This is a genomic window from Gracilibacillus saliphilus (assembly GCF_010994085.1).
In the GTDB taxonomy this organism is placed as follows: Bacteria; Bacillota; Bacilli; order Bacillales; family Amphibacillaceae; genus Gracilibacillus; species Gracilibacillus lacisalsi.
Genome location: NZ_WJEB01000046.1, coordinates 1 through 24109, shown reverse-complemented (window position 1 = coordinate 24109; position 24109 = coordinate 1). Strand labels below are relative to the sequence as shown.

Sequence of the window (24109 nt, the reverse complement as noted above, 5' to 3'; positions counted from 1 at the left end):
TATAAATTCTTACTATATTAATTGATACTTATTTAATAATTCTCTTGTTTCTTCTACTGAATTATACATTAATACATCAATGATAGATAAATTAGGAACAAATTCATCATTGTCTTGTTCATATGAAAGATCACTATCAGTCTTAATGAAATTTAATTTTACATTTCTATCAGCAAAATATTCTTTTGTATAGAGGTCTTTTCCACCAATTGCATTTATATAATGATTGCAACCTAGAATTTTATTCAACTCTATGATTCTTTCTTCTCTTGCTTCTGTTTTCTTTTCAACATTTGAAGATAAAATAAATTCTGTATCTATTCTTAAATACTCCGAAATTAACTTTATACTCTTTGATATAACTTCCGCAATATTTTGTTCTTCTATGTTGATTTGGAGTGATTTTTCTACTAACGGAAACACATCATTAAAATAGGTAGCTTTCCCATAACTTTCTTTTAAGGTTTTTAAAAATTTTTTTCTCTCCTTAGAGAAATTTTGATTAAAGTACCTTTGATTTATATTTTTTTCATAAGAGTCTTTTTTTACACTAAATGTAAAAGTATATGGATTTTTATTCACTAAAATTTTATTTCTATTTATCCATCCTCCTTTCATATACTGCACATCATCATAAATAACAAACTTATCGACTGCTTGAATCAACTGGAAATAACCTATATAAGGAAACAGATAGGGTTGCATAATAGCTAATTTCATACATTGCACTCCTAATTATTAAAAATTTAATTTATTTGATATTGATCATCAAAATATTTTTTATATTCTTCATTAATAATAGCTTCCCACCAATCTTTATTTTCCAAATACCATTTAATTGTTTGGTCAATTCCCGTTTCAAAGTTATACATAGGCTTCCAACCCAGCTCTTCAAGTTTTGTTGGATCAATTGCGTATCGCTTATCATGTCCCAAACGATCCTTCACAAATTCTATTAAATTCTCAGATTTATCGAGAGCACTGATAATTGTCTGTACAACCTCTAAGTTTGTTTTCTCGTTATGACCACCTATATTGTATGTTTCACCAGATTTAGCTTGGTGCATTACTAAATCTATTGCAGTACAATGATCATAGACATGTAGCCAATCACGTACATTTTTCCCATCACCATAAACCGGGACTTTCTCATCATTCAACACTCTAGAGATAGTTAAAGGGATTAACTTTTCTGGAAAATGATATGGCCCATAATTATTAGAGCATCTTGTAATATTTATTGGTAAATCATAAGTCTCGTGATATGCTCTAACTAATAAATCGGAAGATGCTTTACTTGCACTATATGGACTATTTGGTTGTAAAGGGGTTTCTTCTGTAAAAAATGTGTCTGGGTCAAAATCTAATTCTCCATATACTTCATCAGTAGATATATGTACAAATTTCTTTACTCCAACTTCCTTCGCTGCATCTAACAGTACTTGGGTACCTAAAACGTTTGTTCTTATGAAAACTTCTGGGTCAGAAATGGATCGATCCACATGACTCTCGGCAGCAAAGTGTACAACATAATCAAATTTTCTTTCATTAAAAATAGACAAAATTTTGTAGCGATCAGCTATATCTGCTTTAATAAAATGATAATTTGGCTTATTTTCATATTCTTTGTGTTTAGTAAGGTCACCTGCATAGGTAAGCAAATCAAGGTTATAAATATTATATTCTGGATATTTATCAACCATATACTGTACAAAATTTCCTCCAATAAAACCTGATCCGCCTGTGACTAAAATATTCATTATTTCCCTCCTTCTACTTCAATTAAATCCTTTAGGTATTTTCCATAATCTGTTTTTAACAATGGCTTGGCTAATGTTTCAACCTGTTCTTTATCTATATACCCTCTTCTATATGCAATTTCTTCAATGCAAGAAATATACAGGCCTTGTCTTTTTTGGACTGCTTCCACAAAATTTGATGCTTCGAGCAAAGATTCATGGGTACCAGTATCAAGCCACGCTAGTCCTCTTCCTAATAATTGAACTTTTAATTGACCTTCATTCATGTACCTTTCTATTATTGAAGTGATTTCTAACTCCCCTCTATCTGAAGGTTCTACTTCTTTTGCATATTGAACAACCTTCTCATCAAAAAAGTATAGTCCTGGTATGGCATAGGATGATTTGGGATGTTCCGGTTTCTCCTCAATTGAGACGGCGTTGCGATTTGCATCTACCTCTACTACCCCATATCTTCTCGGGTCTTTAACAAAGCATCCAAATATCAGTCCTCCTTCTTTCAAATTTGCTTCTCGCTGAACAATATTTCCAAAGTTTGAACCATAAAAAATGTTATCACCTAGAACTAATGCCACTGATGATCCATCAATAAAGTCCTCTCCCAATATAAATGCATCTGCTAACCCTCGTGGTTGTTCTTGCACTTTATAACTAATTTCGAGCCCTATTTGGTTACCATTTCCTAGTAACTCCTTAAATACTGGTAAATCTCTTTCAGTTGATATAATAAGAATGTCTCTTATCCCCGCTAGCATTAATACAGACAATGGATAGTAAATCATTGGTTTATCATACACCGGCAAAATTTGTTTAGATGTTGCTTGAGTTAATGGGTATAATCTAGTACCAGAACCACCAGCTAATATAATACCCTTCACATTATCACCTACTTCCTTTACTCAAATATTTAATAATACTACATATTTGTTCAACTTCTTCATTTGTTAAGTCTCCATAAAATGGCATAGCTAGTACTTGGTTCACTTTTTTATTAGCAACAGGAAGATTTTCTTTTTGAGCCGAAGGGAAATTTTTATACCATTTAAAATCACTACATAATGGATAAAAGTACTTTCGTGTATACACATTAAATTCTTTCAGCTTTTCGTGTAATTCGTTTCGACTAATACCATACTCTTCCTCATCTACTTCAATCACAAAATACTGATAACTACTTTGTTCTTCTTTATGTTTAGTTAATATTCGAATTCCTGGTATTTCTCCCAAAAGTAGTTCATATAACTCTTTAATACGATACCTCTTCTTTTTTTCATCTGTTACAATCTTGAGTACTTCTAAGCCCATTGCTGCTTGAACCTCATTTAATTTAGCATTAAGACCAGAAAGTTCAACCGTATCAGGTTTATCAATTCCAAAGTTTTTTAATAAATCTAGCCTTTCATTTAATATTTCATTCTTAAATGTTAAGGCCCCTCCTTCAATAGTATTAAATAACTTAGTAGCATGGAAACTGAACATTGTCATATCTCCATGTTCTCCTATAGGTTTTCCATTCAAATAAGTTCCAAAAACATGTGCTCCATCATATATAACCTTAAGATTATACTTATCAGCTATCTGTTGGATTTTATTAACATTACACGGATTACCAAAAACATGAACACCTAGTATCGCACTTGTGCGATCGGTAATCAACGACTCAATTTTATTTGCATCAATATTTAATGTTTCAGTATCAATATCACAAAACACAGGAGTCAATCCATTCCAATCAAGTGCTTCTACTGTAGCAGGAAATGTAAATGGAGTAGTAATTACTTCTCCCTCTAACTTTAAAGCTTTTAGTCCTAATATTAATGCTAAAGTTCCGTTATTAAACAAAGAAAAATGTTTAACAGATAAATAGTTTTTTAGTTCTTGCAATAATTCTTTACTTTTGGGACCATTATTAGTAATCCATTTACTATCCCAAACATCTTTCAATTGACAATTTACTGAACTTAAATCAGGTAACAGTGGACGAGTAACCATTATAGGCTGATTAGGAATTTCCATCACTGTATTTTCTCCTTCATTCTTTTTAGTTTTTTCTTAATTCTAGAAATATTATCTTTTTTATTTGTAACATTAGAAGTTTTATTCTCCCACGGGAAATCAGTATAAGGCGAACAAATATCCAAGAAGTCGCAAAATTTTTTATATGAATTTTTCTCACTTAAATTAAGTACTAATAAATCTTCTGGTCTGTCCTTAAAGTGTTCTTTAACTTCTTCATTGTGTTTCTCATAATTACGAATCATAATTTCTTTATCATATGTATTTTCACCTTCAATACCATATATATGTTTATGTACAAGCCAAGGCTGACCCTTGAAAATATAGGTTGAATTTATCAAATCATTTCTAGTTGGTGTTCTGTGACCATCTGCGAATTTTTTAGAATGAAATTTAGTTATAGAGTTATACCATTGTTCACTACTGTCTCTAACTGTAAGAATAAATTTACTTTCAGGGAAAGCTCTATCTAAATACATATAAGTCCCTGGCCAACTAAATGGAACATCTTGAAATACAGTAGCAGAGTTACAATGTTCAATTATTGAATCAAAATCACCTTCAATATAATTTACTAACAAATTTTCAGCTTCACGCTGTTTCCCAACACTATAGCCTAGAACTTCAAATGCCTTTTTCAAGGACGTAGTACCTGTTTTATTCCTACCAATACAAAAGATTTTACCTGTCATAATCCATCCTCTCCCTTTTTACTTAAATTCCTTTATTAAATCTAATGTGCTTTTTAATTCCCACCTGTTAATAAAGAAACTAATAATTAGATAAAAAACTAGACCTATTATTAACTGAATAACAATCATATATATACTCATAAGTGCTAAAGCTTGTCCAACAAAATTCATAATAATAAACATAATAAATGAAGGAATCATAATTTTGAATAAATGAAATAATTGAGTAAATAAATTATATTTGATGAATTTACTTGATACATAACTATGAATCATTAATGAAATAAAAGAATGCAAAATCGCAACAATTATTAATCCATTTATGCTTATTTCAAAATAGATAGCTCCACTAAGCAAAACAAATAATATGAGAGTTTTTATAATAGAAAGTGCTAAAAATACATCGGTTCTTCCGACTACTTTTAATATATTTAAATTTAATGCTTGTATCGGATATAACATTCCTACCACACTTAAGAGTTGGAAGAACGGAACTGATTCTTCCCATTGAGAACCTAATACTAAAGGAATTAGTATAGGAGAAATAGCTGACAAGGCCATAATTATTGGAAAATGAATAAAAGCTGTGCTTCGTATTAACCTTCTATAATTAGTTGACAACATCCTTGGATCATCTTTAAACTTACTCAATATGGGGTATGTAACTCTTTGAAGAGCCTGCGATAACGTTTGTGATGATATATCTCTTAGTTTAGATGCGTTTGTATAATATCCTAAATTTGTTGGCGTATATATTTTACCAATTATAACAAAATAAATGTTTCGTTGGAGAACACCAATTAAGCCAGAGAATAATAATTTATATCCAAATTTAAAATAATACTTAAACAACCTTATGTTAAATTTAAGCGATGGTACCCATCTATTATTAAGTGTTAACAAAATCATCATAATAAACTGCATAGATAGTTGTTGTGCTACTAAACTCCAAACACCTAACCCCAAAACCGCAAAAGTAATAGCTATCATTCCTGAAACAAGACTTGCAATAATTGTAATTTTTGTTTGTGTTTTGAAATCTACGCTTCGAATTAAAATAACGCGTTGTATAACCGATAAAGCATTAATAATAACTACTAACATCAAAACTCTTAATATGGCAACCAATTCCGACTCCCCATAATAAGAGGCAATGAATGGTGCAGTAGTAAATAAAATACTATAAATAAATACTGAAATACATAAATTAAAAAAAAATACAGTGGAATAGTCTAATTGTTTAGGATTTTTTTCACGAATTAACGCTTGATCTAAACCACTTTGAACTAGGGAGGTTGAAATTGAAACAAATATAGTTATCATTCCTATTAGACCAAAATACTCAGGAAGTAATAAACGTGCTAATATAACCTGAGTTATCAGTACAATAATTTGTCTTGAGAACAAATCAATAAAACTCCAAAGTAGTCCTTTGATAGTTTTTCGCTTGATCATGTTGTAAGATTTCATTTCCATACTCCCTTTTGACCTTGAATTCAATCAAATTAAATTATAACCTTTTGCTCTTTGTCCTTATCTTTGTACCAATATTTTCTTTAAAGTTGGTAGTTTGAAGCTAATAATAATTTTTAGTAACTTTAACCAACCATTATTTGAAGCAAAAGCTAAATATTTTTTTATAGCATCTCTAGAAAAATCATTTCTAAGTAAATTTATTCTTACTTCATTAGATAATCTAAGTGTTTTAAATTCATTAAATAAACGATAATTAAAATACGAATCAGCTGAATTTATTGTATTAATTCTATGTTCATAATATTGTAACTTAAGAGTTTTAGATTCATCCTTTCTAAAACTAGTCATTAGTGATCCATTAACACCAATTCTATAGCATGACATTACCTCGTCTATATAATAGTTTTTTCCAAGGCCTTCAAGATAGAAGATTAAAGCGTAGTCTCCATGACTCGCATCAAAATACCAGTCAGGTAATTTCTCTTGAACTAGTTCTGTTCTCATCATAATCGAAGAAAGATGAACAAAACTACCTTGTCCAGTTTCACTTAAAAAATAGCTCCCACTCCCTTTACCATGTGGTCCTAAGAATTTCCCAATAGGATTTTTCGCTGTATCCACTACTTGTACAGAATGAAAACAATATACAAATTCTGGATTATTTTCTAATATATCCACTTGTTTTTGTAATTTATTTTTATCTAACCAAAAATCATCTCCTTCACAAGTTGCTATATACCTACCTTGAGCACGCGGCCAAACATTTTTCGCTGGCACACGAGGGTTCTTAGAATATTGATTTTCTTTTTGGTAAATTGGCTTAATAATATCTGGATATTTTAATTCAAATTCTTTAATTATTTCTCCAGTTCCATCAGTTGATGCATCATCATGTATTAATATCTCATAATCAAAATTTGTTTGTTGCATTATAAAACTACTTAAGGCATCACGAATGTAATTTTCATGATTATAAGTGATACAACAAACGCTAACCAGTGGCTCCATTTTATTCACAACCTTCTATAAAATTTTATTCTGTAATGGTCGATCTTTTAAGAAAAGTCCATTTACCAATAGCCCTAGCAATATCCAAAATTTTTGATCACTCCAATATGAACTACTTACCATTAAGTGTATAAAACCAAAAGCAATCCATATTATATAAATATTATAGTTAAGATTATTTTTTTCAAAGAGAATTTTTAGTAGCATTAATAATATTATTGAAATAATTATACTACCTATAATAACTCCAAAGTTGATTAATATTTCTAATAGGATATTATGAACATATCCATTCCCTATAATGATACGATCAGACCCTATCCCTCTTCCAAGTAATGGATATAAACTTATTTCTTTTAAGACTTTTTCATATAACCCATCTCTTCCACTTAAATGTATATCGTCTCCCAAAAACAATTTGATGCTTCTACTATTTATTCCATAATTAAGCAATAGTTCATAAATACTTGTTAATATTTTTTCAAAATTTATTAAAACGATGCCACCGCCAAACAAAATAAAACTATACCCCAAAAATGATTTTATAGTTAAGCGATGCTCAAATTTAATAAGCTTTAAGATTGTAAATATTACTACACAAATCATTGCACCTCTTGAACCTAATGCCAAAATAACTATTAGTGAACCTAGCAAAATAATAAATGATTTAATAGAAAACTTTGAGAGCAATTCATCCATATTTATAAGTGCGGGTAATAACATATAATATGAAAGCGCCATGCTATAGTCGCCAAGATCAACAATTTTTAAAACAATTAAAAAGCCAAGGATTATCCCCAATATAAATACTATCAAACTAGCTTTATTCATGACTTTTTTTAATACGTTTAAATTCCGTAAACTTAAAGCATATATAAAACTCGGTAAAGCCATTGTAAAAAAAGTTACACCAATCGACACTAATTCTGATCGCACATCAGGATAAAGTAAGTAATGAGTTAAGAAAATCCCAACAAAGATAAAATAAAACAATAATAATTTTCCTTTACTCCTTTTAACAACTATAGGTAAGGCATACAAGTAAACTAATCCCACAATTATTTTTGATATAAGCTGGATATTGGTAACCATTGATGTATTCATTAAATTTAGTATAACTATTAAGAAATATTGCATTGTTAATATTACTATTGATGATAATAAAGCAATACTTATTTTTTTGTCATCTTTCTCAGTAACACTACCACAGGAATGTCCCATATATATTGCCTCTCTTATTATTTTTTCCTTAAAACACTGTAATATAAATTTATATACATTTTAGATATTGTTTTCCACGAGAATCTTGAAACATTATTAACACAGTTTTCAGAAAAATTAATATAATTCTTTTTTATTATAGATATTTTGTTTGCGATCTCTTTTTCATTTTTACTATCTACGCTATAACCAACTTTTCCGTCTTCGAACTGGCCATCAAATCCTTGTCCCCTACTATATATTACCGGGATCCCTTGACTCATAGCCTCTGCGTAGACCAACCCAAAAGTTTCACGGATAGAAGGCATTACAAAAATGTCATTTTTTCGATAAACACTAATTAGCTTCTCTTTTGGAATTGGTTGAACATATTCAACAAACGGCTCTTTCACAAGCTTATTAAAAATGGATTTATCCCTCACCTTACCGACAATAGTATATTTTGCTTCCATTCCTATTCTATTTAATAACTTTATAGCGTTGACAGTTGTTAATAAATTTTTATTTTCATTTATATCTCCTACATATAAAAGATTAATTACGTCTGAGCCTATATTTTTAAGATTAATAGGTCTATTATGAAACCAAAAATCATCTATTCCATTTGGTATAACATGTGATTTTTGAAGAAATAGCTTTTTTAAATGTTTTGGTACATAATTATTTATTATCAATTGTTTGTATGGTTCAGATAAGAAAATAACCTTTTGTGCATTTTTTAATATTTCTATACCAATACCTCTAAGATGATACATTTTCTTAAAAAATCTATTAACATCAGTATTTCTGACTGCTACTATGTATGGAATATTATATTTCCGGCTTAATTTATACGCAATGTAACCATTCGTAAATAATGAATGAGCGTGTATTACGTCATAGGAATTTATATGGTAAGAAGACTGTACTGCTTTTAGTATTTTATATTGTTTTAAAAAATAACTATACCTGTCAAAAGAATTGTAACATCTACTAACACTTGTGTATTCACCAAAGTCCATTTCTGTTTCAAACGACTTTGAAACAGGAACAAAAGCATCAATATCAACATTTTGATCAATTTGATTATCAAAAAAATGTTTATAGAATCTACTTGTACTAAAATAAGAGTTAATATGTAAAATTTTCATTTTTTCACCACTTTTATAATCGCCAATAAAGTAAACCTTTTTTATAGACCTCTTCCTTATTAAATTGACTCTTAACATCTATTAGTATTTTTTCATTATTTGGCATTTCTTTATATAATTTATCGATATCTTCTAAATTCATCGTTTTAAATTCATTATGTCCAACTGCAAATACGAGGCAATCTGCTTCTTTTATATCTTTAAGATCTGTTAATTCAAGGTTATATTCATTCCATACTTCTTTTTCATCTGCTACTGGGTCAACAATCAAGCAATTAATACCATATTCCTCCAATTCATGGATGATATCAATTACTTTAGAATTTCTAGTATCTGGGGTATTTTCTTTAAAAGTAAGACCTAAAATTACAATTCTAGAATTTTTGATAACTTTATTACCTTCGATCAGTTTTTTTATAATAGCATCTGCAACAAACTTACCCATACCATCATTAATCTTTCTACCTGATAAAATAATTTGACTATGATAGCCTAGTTTTTCTGCCTCATAAATAAAATAATATGGGTCAACTCCTATGCAGTGTCCACCTACTAATCCAGGAGTAAATCCTAAAGCATTCCATTTTGTATTCATTGCTTCAATAACATCTTTCGTATCAATATTCATTCGATCAAAGACCATAGCTAATTCATTCATAAAGGCAATATTTATATCTCTTTGGCTATTTTCTACTACCTTCGCTGCCTCAGCTACTTTTATAGAACTTGCCTTAAATACCCCAGCTTCTATAATCAATTCATATAATTTAGCTATTTCCTCTAGACTTTCAGTATCCATACTAGATACTATTTTTATGATTTTTTCCAAGGTATTTACTTTATCACTAGGATTTATCCGTTCTGGTGAATATCCTACTTTAAAATCCACTCCACACTTTAAACCAGATGCTTTCTCAAGTATTGGAATACATATATTTTCAGTAACACCCGGATAAACAGTTGACTCATACACTACAATACTTCCTTTAGTAAGGTTTCTTCCAATTAACTCACTTGCTCCCTCAACTGGATCTAAGTTAGGTGTCTTATCTAAATTAATTGGTGTCGGAACAGAAACTACATGGAATTTTGCTTCTTTCAATTTTCGTTCATCAGAAGTGAATTCTACAGAAGTATTTCTTATTTCCTCATCCCCTACCTCTGTTGTGGGATCAATACCTGATTTATATAAGTCTACTTTTTCTTCATTGATATCAAAGCCTATTACTTGTAGTTTTTTCGCAAAAGCAACCGCTAGTGGCATTCCTACATAGCCTAACCCAATTACAGATATTTTAGCTTGACCTTCTATTATTTCATTATATAGCATTTTATCCCGCCTTTTTTATCTTGTACTTTCTGCCTTTTCCCAAAATGGTTTAGCTTTACCAGTTAAAATATTATAAACTCCTATCCATTGTGCAATGATAGTTACACAATAATAATAGACTATATTAACTAATTTATGGTTAAAATTAAATAAATGTTTTATAGCTGCTAAAATATAAAACAAAACTTGTCCCATCAAAGTAAATGCATAAAAAATGGATTCATTTACAATAATGAAATTTGAAAGTAATAACAATACGTGAGATAACCATAGTAAATATCTGCATGTTCTATGGCCGAAATAGAAATATGTATACCATTTATACTTGAAAATATTTAAAATTTTAATATCTGGCAATATATTTTTAAGTATTCTCCGATTCATCCTTACTTTTCTCTTGAATTCGTCTCCAATAATTTCTCCAGCTTTTTCATATGCTATAGCATCATGATTACATATTGCTCTTTTTCCTAGTAATGCAAAATGTCTCGGCATATTACTATCATGAGATTTTAATGGATCAAAATCAATGTATTCAGAGTTTCTACATGCATATAAAGCTCCATTACCAGCTGTGATAGTTTGGATTTTTGACTCGATCTCTCTAATCTTCAGATCCTTTTGCCAATAACCTGATTCGCTGTTACTCACTGAACCACTGTTATTATTTGTAATAACCAGCTTTCCAGTAACATAAGATATATCATCAGATGAAAATGAAGCCATTAATTCGTTAATTGAATCGCTTTTTAGTATAGAATTAGCATCAGTCATAACTAGATAATCAGTATCCACTAATTTTTGTGCTTCATTCTGTGCATTTGTTTTACCTAGTCTATTTTTTACTTTATGTAGATATACATTTTCATTAGGATGTTGTTTAATAAATTCCTCTACTATCTCATTTGTTTTATCAGTACTATTATCAGATGAAATCAAATACTTTATTTTGTCTTTTGGGTAGTCTAAATTAATGATATTCTGTAGTTTATCTTTGATGACGTCTTCTTCATTATGTGCAACAACCATTATTGTCACAGTTGGTTCATGCTTATAATCTTTTAGTGGATGTCTATTTTGATACAATTTATCTAATAATTTCATAGATAGAGGGTATCCAACCATTGCCCAAAAAATGATAAATAAACTAATGTAAAATATCACTATAAAGAATATGTTAACCACCTTTCACTTCTCCTTTTCTTCAATACTTACTGTCTATAAGCTGGAAAGAAATCAGTTGATTGTGCTTCTTTGTCATTTAAACTTCTCATGCTTAATAGCTCTTCATAGACTTCATTATTAAATACCTTCTTTCCTATCGAAAAGTAAGTGTCTGAATTTTTATTAAATGCTTTCTTAAACTTATATAAGCTATCTTCACCCGAACCTAATCCTCCACCGAGGTGAAATGAATGAAAACCATTAGCTATTCCCCATGTCGCAACTTCTGTTAATAACAGATTGGTTGGGGCATATTTTAAGTATTCTCGCCAAGATGCTGAAAGGTGATAATGCACTTTACCATTTGCATATAATATCATGGACATCGCGATAATTTTCCCTTGAATAGTAGCATAAAAAATCATTGAGTTATATCTTAGGTCCTTCAAAACACTGTTATAAAATGCCTCATCAAAATAATAGTAATCTTTTGCATTATCTTTATCCATCGTGTCATTATACATATCGATAAATTCATTATATAGTTCTTGATTTCTACCCCAATAAATTTCTACTCCTGATTTTATAGCTTTTCTAATAACATTTCGGTTTTTCCCTATCATGTTCTCCCAGAGTGTCTTTTCCGTTTCGAGATTAACTGTAATAGTGTTTCCTAATTGAATTACTTCATAATAATTCTCAACATCACGACAATTACGTAATAATGGATGGAATCTAACAAATTCGGATACGATATTATGTTTTATACAATAATTTTGATATTCTTCAAATAATTGATTCATATTTTCATTGTTTTTTTGACCTTCTATTAGAAAGCCACCGTAACCATAAGGAGTAGATAAATCAAAAAACATGTTCTCTTCAATTATTCCTCTAAAGCTCTGATCTAAAGCAATATCCCTCTTCATTACGACATTTATCGCTTTGATTTCGTTATCTTCATAATAAAATAGTAAAGGATCTCCATCTCCATGGATTTTAAATGCTTTTACGTAATCGGCTAATTGGTAAACATCAAAGTGATCCATTGATTTGACAAGATCATTCCAAAGTTCCTCTTCTTGAACTGTAACCACCTTTAACATTTCATCACACCTTTAATAAACGACATTCATTCTAAGAAATTTCATTTCAAAAACTGCTCAAATTCTGTACCAGTTAATTCCTGATACACTTCATCGATTACTGATTTTGGTAACTGTTTTTCCCATTCTTTGGTGTTATTTTTACCTTTATATACACTATATGGATTGTCATTCATTTTACTTTTAGAATCACTTATAAAATCATTTGTTTGTTCACCCATTATCAAGTCACAAAAATCAAACATATCCTTTGTAACGTCTTTAGTATTTGAAACTAAATTCTCATATTTTAGTATATAAACTTTTTCTGGATACTTTTCTTTTGCCCATAAATATAGTTTTGTAGCTTCTTTCCATTTTTCAAACCCAAAATACTCTTCTGGCCTAAATAAATTTCGATTCTGCGCATATCGCCATTCTTCCTCAAAACTTAAATGAGGAGGTAATTCTTTTGGTGCATTCCGCCAAGAATTTAAAACAGCCAGTGGATTCCTTATTATGGCTACAAGTTTAAAATCATCCACAGAAGATAACAAAGTAGGAATTAAATAGTGATACCGTACCATCTTAGTAACAAGTTTCTTAGGATTACTTTCTTTATTTTCAAATGATGGATAAATACCTTTCTCTATTTGTTGAGTTTGATCTAAAAATGCATCTTCTGTATTATACAGTTCGTTATAATATTTTAATATTTCTTCATTAGAACTACGTACGTGTACTGCATCTTTAAAAGCGTAGGAAAAAAGAGGTTGAAATTTATACCTTACCTCTTCTGAGCTATTAAATATCTGACCTAACCAGGATGTTCCTGATCGTGGAACACCATGTATTGATATTATTTGATTAAACATTTTTTTCCCTCTCTCTATAAATCATTGAATTCTTTTGATACTTCTTTTTTATGTACTGATTCTTTCTTGAACACTACTAAAAATGTTTTAAAAAAGATTAATAAATCTAATTTAAATGAAATGCTTTGCACATATTTGAGGTCATAATTAATTTTTTCTTTCCAATCAATTGATTGCCTACCATTAATCTGTGCAAGACCCGTAACTCCTGGTAAAACGAAGTGTCTCTCTTTTGCTCCATATTCTAACTTGTTTATAATTTGTGGCACAGTAGGGCGAGGTCCTATGATACTCATTTCTCCTCTTATTATATTTATAATTTGAGGAACCTCATCTAAACTAGTTATTCTTAATATTCTACCTATCTTTGTAATTCGGGTATCATTTTCGCTAGTTCGTAAACCCGCACCTAACTTTTCGGCGTTATCAACCATCGTTCTAAACTTATATATTTGAAATTCCTTATTTTGATAACCGATTCTCCGTTGCTTATAAAATACTGGACCCTTAGAGTCTAATTTTATGCATATTGAGATTATTAAAAGCAATGGACTTATGACTATAATTAAAAGTAATGCTACAACAAGATCAATGAACCGTTTTATATATTTGGAATACAAACGATTATTTTGTGGTTTTATGTACTCTTTCTGCTCAGCCGTAGAAGGCATTAATACCACAACCTTTTTATAATATTAATTGTTCTTGCTAAATCATTATCTGTCATTTTCGTATCACTAGGTAAACAAACTCCTGTTTCAAACAATCTTTCCGAAATACCTTCACCAATAAAATCATATTCTCTGAAAAATGGCTGCTTATGCATTGGTTTCCATATAGGTCTTGATTCTATATTCTCAGACTCCAAAGCTTCAATAATATCAATTGGCCTTACTTTTCCACTTACTGTTAAAGAGGTTAGCCAATAGTTTGGTTTATCCCATGTATTGATTGGCATAAAGGAAATCCCCTTCAACTTTTCAAGCTCTCTCTTATAATATTCAAATATGTACTTTTTCTTTTCAACTCGTTTTTCTAATACTTTTAGTTGCCCACGCCCAATCCCCGCAAGAACGTTACTCATTCGATAATTATACCCCAATTCACTGTGTTGATAATGACGGGCTTGATCACGTGATTGCGTTGACCAAAAGCGTACTTTTGATATTTTTTCTTCATCGTTAGAAACTAACATTCCCCCTCCAGAAGTTGTAATAATTTTATTTCCATTAAAAGAGAAAACACCATAGTCGCCAAATGTTCCTGTCTGTTTTCCTTTATAATAACCACCAAGTGATTCAGCAGCATCTTCAATTACTACAACGTTATGTTTATTACAGATTTCCAATATTCTATCCATATCAGCTGATAAGCCATACAAATGCACGACAATAACGGCTTTTACCTCAGGATACTTTCGAAATGCTAACTCTAATGCTTCAGGACTAATATTCCATGTTTTCTCGTCACTATCAATAAAAACAGGTGTAGCATTTTGATAAATAATTGGATTTACTGTTGCTGAAAATGTAAGAGACGGACAGAACACAATATCCCCTTCACCTACTTCAGCTGCTCGCAATGCTAAATGAAGCGCTGCGGTGCCAGAAGATAAGGCAGCTGCCGATTTCACCCCTACCTTAGTAGCTAGTTCTTTTTCAAATTCATTAACGTTTGTGCCTAATGGTGCTATCCAATTAGTATCAAAAGCTTCTTGAACATATTGTTGCTCATATCCTTCTTCACTCATATGTGGAGAAGAAAGAAAGATTCTTTGTTTAGCCATAAGAAAAAAGACTTCCTTCCAAAAAGAATTATTAAGTACAACGAGTTTTACAGATCTGCCACTATCATTTAATGGGCTCTACTACCCTTTGGATATCCATATAAGCTATCCTCATTAAACTTTCTTTAAGTTCTATATTATTATAGGAATTGAAATTGTTGATCAATTCCCATAGTTGTTTTTCATTAACTTCTTTTGTTTTTCCAACATAAATCTTTTCATACACAGCATTCGGATGAACTTCATCTTCTCCAAGCAGTTCTTCATACATCTTCTCTCCTGGTCGTATGCCAGTGTATTCAATAGGAATTTCCTCTTCTGTATATCCTGATAATTTAATAAGATTTTTGGCCAAGTCAACTATTTTAACAGGTTCTCCCATATCTAACACAAATATTTCTCCACCTTTGGCTAATGTTCCAGCTTGGACAACTAACCGTGAAGCCTCAGGAATCGTCATGAAATAACGCGTCATGTCTGGATGTGTAACCGTGACTGGTCCGCCTTTTTCAATTTGCTTCTTAAATAGTGGAATAACACTGCCACGACTTCCAAGTACATTACCGAATCTTACCGCAACAAATTTTGTTTTACTACGAGCTGCTAAGTCTTGTACAACCATTTCTGCTATGCGTTTCGTTGCTCCCATCACGTTAGTAGGGTTTACGGCTTTATCTGTAGAAACTAAAACAAACGTATGAGTGCCAAATGCATCCGCCGCTCCCGCTACATTTTTCGTTCCGATAATATTATTTTTTACCGCTTCGTGAGGGTTGTATTCCATTAACGGTACGTGCTTATGTGCTGCTGCGTGGTAAATGATTCTTGGGTTATGTTCTTGTACAACCTCAAAAATACGTTGTCGATCTTGTACATCTGCAATAATTGGTATAATTTCTATTTCTTCTTTTTGATATTTTTGGCGAAGTTCCATATCAATGGAGTAAATACTAAATTCGCCATGACCGACTATCAATATTTTCGATGGTGTAAATCGCATTAACTGTCTACAAATCTCCGAACCTATTGAACCACCGGCTCCAGTTACCATAACCGTGTTGCCTGTAACATATTCTGATATAGAGTTGATGTCTAATTCAACTGGATCACGTCCCAATACATCTTCGACATCTACATTTTTTAAGGAACTTACGGATATTTTTCCTGAAACAATATCTTCTATCTTCGGTACCATCTGAACCTTAGCATTGGTGCTGTTACAAATAGCGACTAACTCGGATAATGCTCCATTTGTTAAAGATGGAATAGCTATTACAATATGATCAATTTCTAAATCTTTCACTAAATCAGGGATCTCTTTGGTAGCACCTGCAACCGGCAAATCATAAAGCTGCATTTTGTGTTTTGCCATATCGTCATCTGCGAAAGCCACAGGTAAAAGATCGGTATGTTGCTGTTCATTCTTTAATTGTCTGGCAATCATTGCACCAGCAGCACCGGCTCCGACTATTAATGTTCGTTTTCTATTAGTCTTATCTTGCATATAGTGGTCGCGGTAGACTCTCCAGACAAACCTTGAACCGCCAATTAATATAATATGTAATAACCAAGTTACAATAAGTGCTCTTCTATAAATGGTGAAATCATTTGCTAAGAACTGAACAATACCTGTTGCTACTATTGTGAAAGTGATTGCTTTCACGATTGCCATTAACTCCCCTATGCTCGCATATGCCCAAACCTTATGATAAAGCTTATAGACAAAGGCAAATAGATGGTGAAATAGAAATAAGGCAATTGCTGTAATTGCCATTATATCTAATTCACCAAATGAATGGGTTGGGTAAACAATCCATGAAGCTATAAAAATCGCGGTACTAACAATGAGAGAGTCTAATAATATTAATAAGCAAATCCGTTGTTTGTAACCCATTGGGGCCATCCCTTCCATCGTTAAGAATTATTGGAATTATTGTTTCACCTTGTTTTCTTGCGCTAACTGATTAATAATTTTTTGTACTTCTTCACCGATTTCCTCATTCTGTAATGCAAATTCAATCGTAGTTTTAATGAAGCCAAGCTTTTCTCCAACATCATAACGTTTCCCCACAAAATCATATGCAAACACACTTTGAGATTCATTTAAACTTTGGATCGCATCCGTTAATTGAATTTCACCACCAGCACCTACTTCTTTCTGTTCTAGATATTTAAAGATTGTGGGTGATAATACATAACGTCCCATTATCGCTAAGTTGGAAGGTGCTGTTCCTGGTTCAGGTTTTTCAACAAACTTATTCACAGAATAATTATCACCATGCTGTTCCTTTGGATCCACAATTCCGTAACGGTGGGTTTCATGATCAGGAACCTGTTGAACACCAATAATCGAACCACCTGTAGTTTCATACTCATCAATTAATTGCTTTAGACATGGTGTTTCTGATTGCACAATGTCATCACCTAGTAATACCGCAAATGGTTCATCTCCAATAAACTTACGTGCACACCATACGGCATGGCCTAATCCTAGAGGTTCTTTTTGACGTATATAATGGATATCCACTTCTGCAGGTTGTTTTGTTTTTTCTAGTAAATCGAACTTGCCTTTCTTTAATAAGTTATCTTCTAATTCAAAGTTGTGATCAAAATGATCCTCAATTGCTCGTTTCCCTTTACCAGTTACAATAATAATATCTTCTATGCCAGATGCAATTGCTTCCTCGACAATATATTGAATTGTTGGTTTATCCACAATCGGTAAAACTTCTTTTGGCATCGCTTTTGTTGCAGGTAAAAATCTTGTTCCCAGCCCTGCTGCTGGAATGATCGCTTTTCTTACTTTTTTCATAATAGATAACAATCCTCCAAAATATAATGATAACATTCACTTATAATACACCTTTTAAAGTATACTTTAACTTTTAACACTCTACAACTCAAAAAATTCCCATTATTTTCCTCTTTTTGATTTTTTCTGGCACATCGCCTACTACATGATCTCCATTAACTAAATATTGCGCATTTTCCATAAACCAATAAACCAAAGAGGCACCATATTTATCCTTGATTACTGTATGTGCTTCTTGCATCACAAATCCTCTACTCGTAATATTATGCGCATCAGATGCAATAAAATGCGTTAAGTTTGCTTCGATTAATTGAAGGCTGAATTTTCTGATTTTTTTACCGAATTTACCAGAGACGCTTGCTGCTGTAACCTGCGTTAATGTTCCATTACTAACTAGATCATATAATATATCAGGATTCTCTATTAGTTCTTTATTGCGTTCTGGATGCACAATAATAGGCTTGATTCCATGTAATTGGAGATCAAACATTAATTGTTTCGTATAACGCGGCACATGGTTGGATGGAAGTTCCACAAATAAATAGCCACTTGTATCATTTAACGGTAACAGGTTCCCGTTCTCTAAGTCGTCTAACATATCTCCATTTATTCGTGTTTCTTGACCTGGAAGAATGGTAAGAGGAATATCTTCTGCTTGTAATCTATCATTCAATTGATCTGTAGCTACTAATATGTCTTCTTTATAGTTATCATAACTACCATTCAAGTGATGTGGTGTGGCAATAATCGTGTTAATCCCTTGAGATACGGCACTTTTCGCCATTTGCACACTATCATCCATATGTGTTGCACCGTCATCCACACCAGGTAGGATATGACAATGAATATCGATCATTTGATTCATCGTCCTTTCTGATCATAAAATATGTATTTTACCTTCACAATATAATACTAAAGTATAACAGGAAACAAGCCAATTGAAAATAGAATTTAACAGGCGATTATTGTCGAATAGACTTTAAATATTGTAACCTTCGCCTAATTTCTCGATATCATAAAATGCCGAAGATTTTCTTCTTTTTAATGCGGACTGGTTCTTCCCCTTGAACCATTTTGTTGTCTAACAATAGATTTTGATTTTCTTGTAATAAATACCACTGTTGGAAAGATATATTGCGTTTCATCGACTTCCATGCCGATTGTAAGTGATATTCTTTAGATTCTGAGGTGTCTGAACCGACGAAATGAACGAGGTTATTCTTCAGAAATTGTTGGGTTAGTTTTTGCAGCTTTTTACCTTTCTTACCGATAATGCTTTTAGCACTCGCTTGCACTAATACACCATTCTTCACCATACTGTAGAGATGATCATGGTCTTCCTGAATCTGTAGGTTTTTTTCAGGATTCACTAAGACAAGTTTATATCCTTTCAATTGAAGTTCATAGCATAATTGTTTGGTATATTCCGGGATATGATCATACATTAATTCCATAAAGACATATTTTGGTTCTGTCCCATAAGTAATGAAACTGTTCGTCTCTAGATCTTCTTCCATGTTTCCATAGATTCGAATCGTTTGTCCAGGAATGATATCTACGTCTATATTTTCTTCTATTAGTTGTTGATTAACCTTTTCCACCAAATTAATAATGGTATCTTTATTAATTTCCTGCTTTCCTTGTATGTATCTAGGTGCTGCAATAATTTTTCTCACGTTCGCTTTTTCTGCTTCCTTCGCTATTGCGATGGATGAAGAAATATTTGTTACACTTTCTCGATTAATTGGAAGAATATATGGATTGATATCCAACATATGCACCACCCTTTCTAGTCATCCTACCCACACATACTAGACCTTAGTCCCATTATATGTAAAGGATAGCATATTCGTTGTTGTTTGGAAAGTAATAACACAAAGCCCCTATCTATATACATTAGTTTTACATCTTTATTTTATGGGGATTTATTCAAAAAAATACCTTTCGACTATTTGTTAAGTCGAAAGGTATTTTTTAATTGCAAAGTATAAATATTGGATAGCTGTCTAGCTCCGAGCGATCTGCGGTTTTCTTAATTTCCATAATAGTAATAGTGACCTTTTTTCTGTTCACGGTCATTAAGTACAACACCTAATAATTTCGCATTACCAACGTCCAATAATTCTTTTGCCTTTGTTGCGGCATCGTATTCTGTCTGATTACTACGTACAACCATTACGGCACCATCACAGCTATTAGCTAAAATTTGCGCATCGGTAACAGCTAATACAGGTGGAGTATCAAATAGCACTAAATCATAATCCAAGCTGGCGTTAGCAATCAGTGTTTCCATCGCTTTAGATCCTAACAATTCAGATGGGTTGGGCGGAATTGGTCCACAAGTTAATAAATCCAATCCTGCTACATCACTGCTTGTAACAGATTCGCTTAATTCTGTTTCACCGACTAGCACACTGCTTAATCCTTTGCGATTATCGATGCGGAAGGTATAGTGTAAGGTTGGTTTACGCATATCTGCATCAATTAACAATACTTTCTTTCCTTGTTGAGCAAACACAATCGCCAAGTTTGCTGTTGTAGATGACTTCCCTTCTGAAGGTCCAGAAGAGGTCACCAGCATTGTTTTTAGTTCGCCATCCACAGAAGAGAATTGCAAGTTCGTTCGAATCGTTTTATATTGTTCTGAAATCGGAGAACGAGGGTTCATCTTGGTAATCAAGTGTCTTACGTTTTTTAGATTAGACTGTTTTTTTCCTTTGACCACTAAAGTTCCCCCTCTCCGTTTTTTGATTAATGGATACGGGCTTTCCCATCGACATCATATCTTTTTCGTCAATATGCGAGACTACGCCAAGAATCGGTAGTTCCAATTTGTCTTCTACATCCTGTTCGGTTTTAATCGTGTTATCTAAGTATTCAAGCAAGAATGCTAAACCTACACCAACCATTGCCCCAAGCACCATTGCGATTGCGATGTTAAGCATCGGTTTTGGATTTACAGGTTTCGGGTTTGCTGGTACTACCGCTTCGGATAGAATGTTCACATTGTTAACGTTCATCAATTCTGGAAGATCTTCACGGAACACTTCCACTGTTGTATTGGCAATATCTGCTGCTACTTCCGGGTCATAATCCGTTGCTGTTAAGGTAACAACCTGTGAACCTTCTTCATTTGCCAAGGCTATTTTTTCACCCAATGCTCCTGTTGAGATCGTTAAGTTCATTTCATCTACGACTTGATCTAAAATTCGATTACTTGTGATTATTCCTTTATATGTATTGATAATTTCTACATTGGATCGAATTTGGTTCAAATCGACATTATTAACCTCATTCGTATCTTGATTAACTATAAACTGCGTACTAGATTGATAGGTTGGAGTTAAAACAAAAAAACTAATGATAGCACTGATACCAGCAGCACCAACAATTAATAATATAATCAACAATAGACGTTTTTTCAGAACTTCGAAAATCTCTTTCAGTGATATCGTTTCCTCCATTATTCGTAACCTCCGCATATAATTCTTTCAGATGACTTCTATCGTTAATTGCATACGATCACATCATAAACGAAATTATAACATAAACTGTTTTTATTTGTCATAAATATCTTGTGATTTTTTGTGAATTTTCTAGGTACTATTTGTCATTAGCGAAAAAAAGAAGCCTATGTTACCGATCAACACAGGCTTGACTTTATTAAGATACATGGAACCATTGATTTTTCAATGCTGTGATTACAGCATTCGTCCGATCAGGTACTTCTAATTTTCTTAAAATCGAGCTGATATGATTTTTAACTGTTTTATCTGTGATATACAATGTCGAACTAATGCGATTGTTACTATACCCTTGCGCTAAGAGCTCCATCACTTCCCATTCACGATTAGTGAACACACCGACCGGCCGTTTATCTTTACGGTTGTGGATTTCGCGATAGTCTCCTAATAGAATTTGGGTTAATTCTTCGTGGATATAGTTTTGACCAGATATAATCTTTTCGATGGCATGAACTAACTCTTTCTTCTCCATACCATTAAAGAAATAACCATTAAGGTCCATTTTAAATAATTCTGTAAGATCTGGATGATCATTGTCTTCTGTCCACACGATAATTTTCTTGTTGTTTTTCATGTACGTGTTAATTAAACTTATGGTATCTATATCTGTATCAATATCAATGATGAGCAGGTCGATAATATAGTCTCGTAGTTTTCCTTGTTGCTGTGGTTCAACCGCAATGATATCATAAGCTTTAAATTCATTCGAAAGCACCCCTACTAGACCTTCTCGATAGATAGAAGCTTCTTTCACTATTGCTATACGCATTGATATTTCCTCCTGTTTCCTTTTTTTTAAAATAAAAAGGCTATTTCTTTTTTGTGCAGAAATAGCCTAAAATACTTACTGATGATGTATTGGAACATTTAGGTAACCAGGCGATCGTAGGTATTTGTGATTATTAATTCACCCTTAGACCCTAGGCTTTGCGTCCTGCTTTTTCAAACAGTTTGCCTTTTTCTTACTATTCAATTCTGTCTTATATATTACCGTTTTCCTATATTTATTTCAATATTTAGGGAGAAATAAATTTTAAAATAAGTATTTCGATTTATTGATTGGAAAATTAATGGATATTTAGTAGGTTTTTATACTCATATTTATTTGTCGATTTATGGAGTTTATTGTTACCTGAATGGTAATCGATTTCTTTATTTTAGCATTTATTCGGGCGAATTCTTGCTATTTTGGAGATCTTTATACTTATAATCAGAGAGAATTTGACAAGCGTGTCGAAAAGAAGCGAAGTGGGGCTGAATTATCACGAAAAGTAATGGTAATAAATTCCTACATGAACAATAACTGTGTTATGATTGTTCTGCTAAAATAACTTTTTCAAGAGTTTTACATATTCACCATATTCGTCTTCACAAATATATAATACGGTTGTAAAACCCTTTTTTCATATAGATGTCTTGCGATAATGTTATCTGTATCTACACCAAGTGTTATTTCCTCATATCCAAGTTTTTTGGGTAATCAATCAAATAATCAACTATAATGCTGCCTATTCCAAGGTTGCGAAATTCTTCTTTTACAACCATACGTGATAGATAAATTCGTTTATTTGGAATAGTATAATCTGGGTCATTGTTTGAATAAACTAATGAACCTTCTCCTAAAAACTCGTTATTCACTATATAAATAAAGGGGATTCTGCTTCCACTTACTAATTCGTCGTAAAACAGTTTTGCCATATTCGGTTTCTCTTCCATATTCCAAATATTATTACACCTATTATATTCTTCGGGTTTTAATTTTCTTATTTCATACGAAGTCATAATCTATCACTACCTCTATCAGAATGTTTTGGCATTCGCACTAGATTATCTTGATCAAATTCAAATTCCTCAACTACCACCATAATGACCTTCTCGTTCCCAACTATTGATCTTAAATGTATTCTCATTCAATAAGCTTTCTTCATTAATCCATCGATCTCTTTACCCAACTTCTCTTTTAATTCACCATGTGTTTCATTAGAGTATTGGTATTTAGGATTACACCATTTTTCACTAGCGTATTGCCAAACGGGATAAGGAATTCGTTCTTCTGGTTCCCAATTATAGCGTGGGAACACATGCGCATGTAGATAAGCATCGGTATTCCCATATATTGAATAATTAATTCTTCTCGGTTCACATACTTTTAAAATTGCTTCTCCAATCAAACTCATATCTAATAAGTAGTCACTTCGTAGTGTGAACTACTCCCACCACTTACCACCCT

Annotated in this window: 25 protein-coding genes and 1 riboswitch; all 25 genes read right to left on the bottom strand. The window is 32.0% G+C overall.

The annotated features are described in order from the left end of the window. Positions 1–12: 12 nt before the first annotated feature. Complete coding sequence (locus GHT08_RS20345; RefSeq protein WP_163583219.1) at positions 13–720, bottom strand: WbqC family protein; 708 nt, start codon at positions 718–720, stop codon at positions 13–15. Positions 721–746: 26 nt separating this feature from the next. Continuing rightward, entirely contained in the window at positions 747–1760 is a 1014-nt protein-coding gene (gene rfbB, locus GHT08_RS20340) for a dTDP-glucose 4,6-dehydratase (RefSeq protein WP_193568331.1), read from the bottom strand. Next, a complete protein-coding gene (rfbA, locus tag GHT08_RS20335) occupies positions 1760–2638 on the bottom strand; it encodes a glucose-1-phosphate thymidylyltransferase RfbA (protein ID WP_163583218.1) in 879 nt (292 codons plus the stop codon). Before rfbA ends, rfbB begins: the two co-directional genes overlap by 1 nt. A gap of 4 nt (positions 2639–2642) precedes the next feature. Further along, positions 2643–3776, bottom strand: coding sequence for a DegT/DnrJ/EryC1/StrS family aminotransferase (locus tag GHT08_RS20330; RefSeq protein WP_163583238.1), 1134 nt, complete (start codon positions 3774–3776; stop codon positions 2643–2645). Beyond that, positions 3776–4468 carry a sulfotransferase family protein gene (locus tag GHT08_RS20325; protein WP_163583217.1) on the bottom strand — a complete coding sequence of 231 codons (693 nt, stop codon included), beginning with the start codon at positions 4466–4468 and terminating at the stop codon, positions 3776–3778. The genes GHT08_RS20330 and GHT08_RS20325 overlap by 1 nt, the downstream gene beginning before the upstream one ends. Before the next feature lie 18 nt (positions 4469–4486). Then, positions 4487–5938, bottom strand: coding sequence for a lipopolysaccharide biosynthesis protein (locus GHT08_RS20320; protein WP_163583216.1), 1452 nt, complete (start codon positions 5936–5938; stop codon positions 4487–4489). Positions 5939–6001: 63 nt separating this feature from the next. Then, positions 6002–6952: a glycosyltransferase gene (locus GHT08_RS20315; RefSeq protein WP_163583215.1), complete on the bottom strand. Its 951-nt coding sequence runs from the start codon at positions 6950–6952 to the stop codon at positions 6002–6004. 15 nt (positions 6953–6967) lie between these two features. Continuing rightward, positions 6968–8173 carry an O-antigen ligase family protein gene (locus GHT08_RS20310; RefSeq protein ID WP_163583214.1) on the bottom strand — a complete coding sequence of 402 codons (1206 nt, stop codon included), beginning with the start codon at positions 8171–8173 and terminating at the stop codon, positions 6968–6970. 17 nt (positions 8174–8190) lie between these two features. Further along, entirely contained in the window at positions 8191–9303 is a 1113-nt protein-coding gene (locus GHT08_RS20305) for a glycosyltransferase family 4 protein (protein ID WP_163583213.1), read from the bottom strand. 13 nt (positions 9304–9316) lie between these two features. After that, the gene (locus GHT08_RS20300; RefSeq protein WP_163583212.1) at positions 9317–10633 is read right to left on the bottom strand and encodes a nucleotide sugar dehydrogenase; all 1317 of its coding nucleotides are present in this window, start codon (positions 10631–10633) and stop codon (positions 9317–9319) included. A gap of 15 nt (positions 10634–10648) precedes the next feature. Then, complete coding sequence (locus GHT08_RS20295; RefSeq protein WP_238343626.1) at positions 10649–11818, bottom strand: glycosyltransferase; 1170 nt, start codon at positions 11816–11818, stop codon at positions 10649–10651. Positions 11819–11844: 26 nt separating this feature from the next. Next, positions 11845–12903, bottom strand: coding sequence for a lipid II:glycine glycyltransferase FemX (locus tag GHT08_RS20290; RefSeq protein WP_163583211.1), 1059 nt, complete (start codon positions 12901–12903; stop codon positions 11845–11847). A gap of 41 nt (positions 12904–12944) precedes the next feature. Next, the gene (locus GHT08_RS20285) at positions 12945–13757 is read right to left on the bottom strand and encodes a sulfotransferase (protein ID WP_163583210.1); all 813 of its coding nucleotides are present in this window, start codon (positions 13755–13757) and stop codon (positions 12945–12947) included. 14 nt (positions 13758–13771) lie between these two features. Beyond that, entirely contained in the window at positions 13772–14428 is a 657-nt protein-coding gene (locus GHT08_RS20280) for a sugar transferase (RefSeq protein ID WP_163583209.1), read from the bottom strand. Continuing rightward, positions 14428–15543 (bottom strand): DegT/DnrJ/EryC1/StrS family aminotransferase, encoded by a 1116-nt coding sequence (locus tag GHT08_RS20275; RefSeq protein ID WP_163583208.1) that lies wholly within the window; start codon positions 15541–15543, stop codon positions 14428–14430. The genes GHT08_RS20280 and GHT08_RS20275 overlap by 1 nt, the downstream gene beginning before the upstream one ends. Before the next feature lie 64 nt (positions 15544–15607). Beyond that, positions 15608–17437 (bottom strand): polysaccharide biosynthesis protein, encoded by a 1830-nt coding sequence (locus GHT08_RS20270; RefSeq protein ID WP_163583207.1) that lies wholly within the window; start codon positions 17435–17437, stop codon positions 15608–15610. A 36-nt stretch (positions 17438–17473) separates the two neighbouring features. Then, on the bottom strand, positions 17474–18355 hold the full coding sequence (gene galU, locus GHT08_RS20265; protein WP_163583206.1) for a UTP--glucose-1-phosphate uridylyltransferase GalU: 882 nt from the start codon (positions 18353–18355) through the stop codon (positions 17474–17476). A gap of 88 nt (positions 18356–18443) precedes the next feature. After that, positions 18444–19211, bottom strand: coding sequence for a tyrosine-protein phosphatase (locus GHT08_RS20260; RefSeq protein WP_163583205.1), 768 nt, complete (start codon positions 19209–19211; stop codon positions 18444–18446). A 157-nt stretch (positions 19212–19368) separates the two neighbouring features. Beyond that, a complete protein-coding gene (locus GHT08_RS20255) occupies positions 19369–20130 on the bottom strand; it encodes a CpsB/CapC family capsule biosynthesis tyrosine phosphatase (RefSeq protein ID WP_163583204.1) in 762 nt (253 codons plus the stop codon). 257 nt (positions 20131–20387) lie between these two features. Next, the gene (locus GHT08_RS20250) at positions 20388–21080 is read right to left on the bottom strand and encodes a CpsD/CapB family tyrosine-protein kinase (RefSeq protein ID WP_272953920.1); all 693 of its coding nucleotides are present in this window, start codon (positions 21078–21080) and stop codon (positions 20388–20390) included. Continuing rightward, entirely contained in the window at positions 21055–21819 is a 765-nt protein-coding gene (locus tag GHT08_RS20245; protein ID WP_163583203.1) for a YveK family protein, read from the bottom strand. Before GHT08_RS20245 ends, GHT08_RS20250 begins: the two co-directional genes overlap by 26 nt. Positions 21820–22018: 199 nt before the next feature. Then, positions 22019–22648 (bottom strand): LuxR C-terminal-related transcriptional regulator, encoded by a 630-nt coding sequence (locus tag GHT08_RS20240; protein WP_163583202.1) that lies wholly within the window; start codon positions 22646–22648, stop codon positions 22019–22021. Between the two features lie 98 nt (positions 22649–22746). Continuing rightward, a riboswitch (cyclic di-GMP riboswitch) is annotated at positions 22747–22845 on the bottom strand. Between the two features lie 483 nt (positions 22846–23328). Continuing rightward, the gene (locus tag GHT08_RS20235; RefSeq protein WP_238343624.1) at positions 23329–23661 is read right to left on the bottom strand and encodes a GNAT family N-acetyltransferase; all 333 of its coding nucleotides are present in this window, start codon (positions 23659–23661) and stop codon (positions 23329–23331) included. After that, positions 23658–23789 (bottom strand): hypothetical protein, encoded by a 132-nt coding sequence (locus tag GHT08_RS22440; RefSeq protein ID WP_272953919.1) that lies wholly within the window; start codon positions 23787–23789, stop codon positions 23658–23660. The genes GHT08_RS20235 and GHT08_RS22440 overlap by 4 nt, the downstream gene beginning before the upstream one ends. Beyond that, the gene (locus tag GHT08_RS20230) at positions 23790–24056 is read right to left on the bottom strand and encodes a hypothetical protein (RefSeq protein WP_202882540.1); all 267 of its coding nucleotides are present in this window, start codon (positions 24054–24056) and stop codon (positions 23790–23792) included. Positions 24057–24109 lie beyond the last annotated feature (53 nt).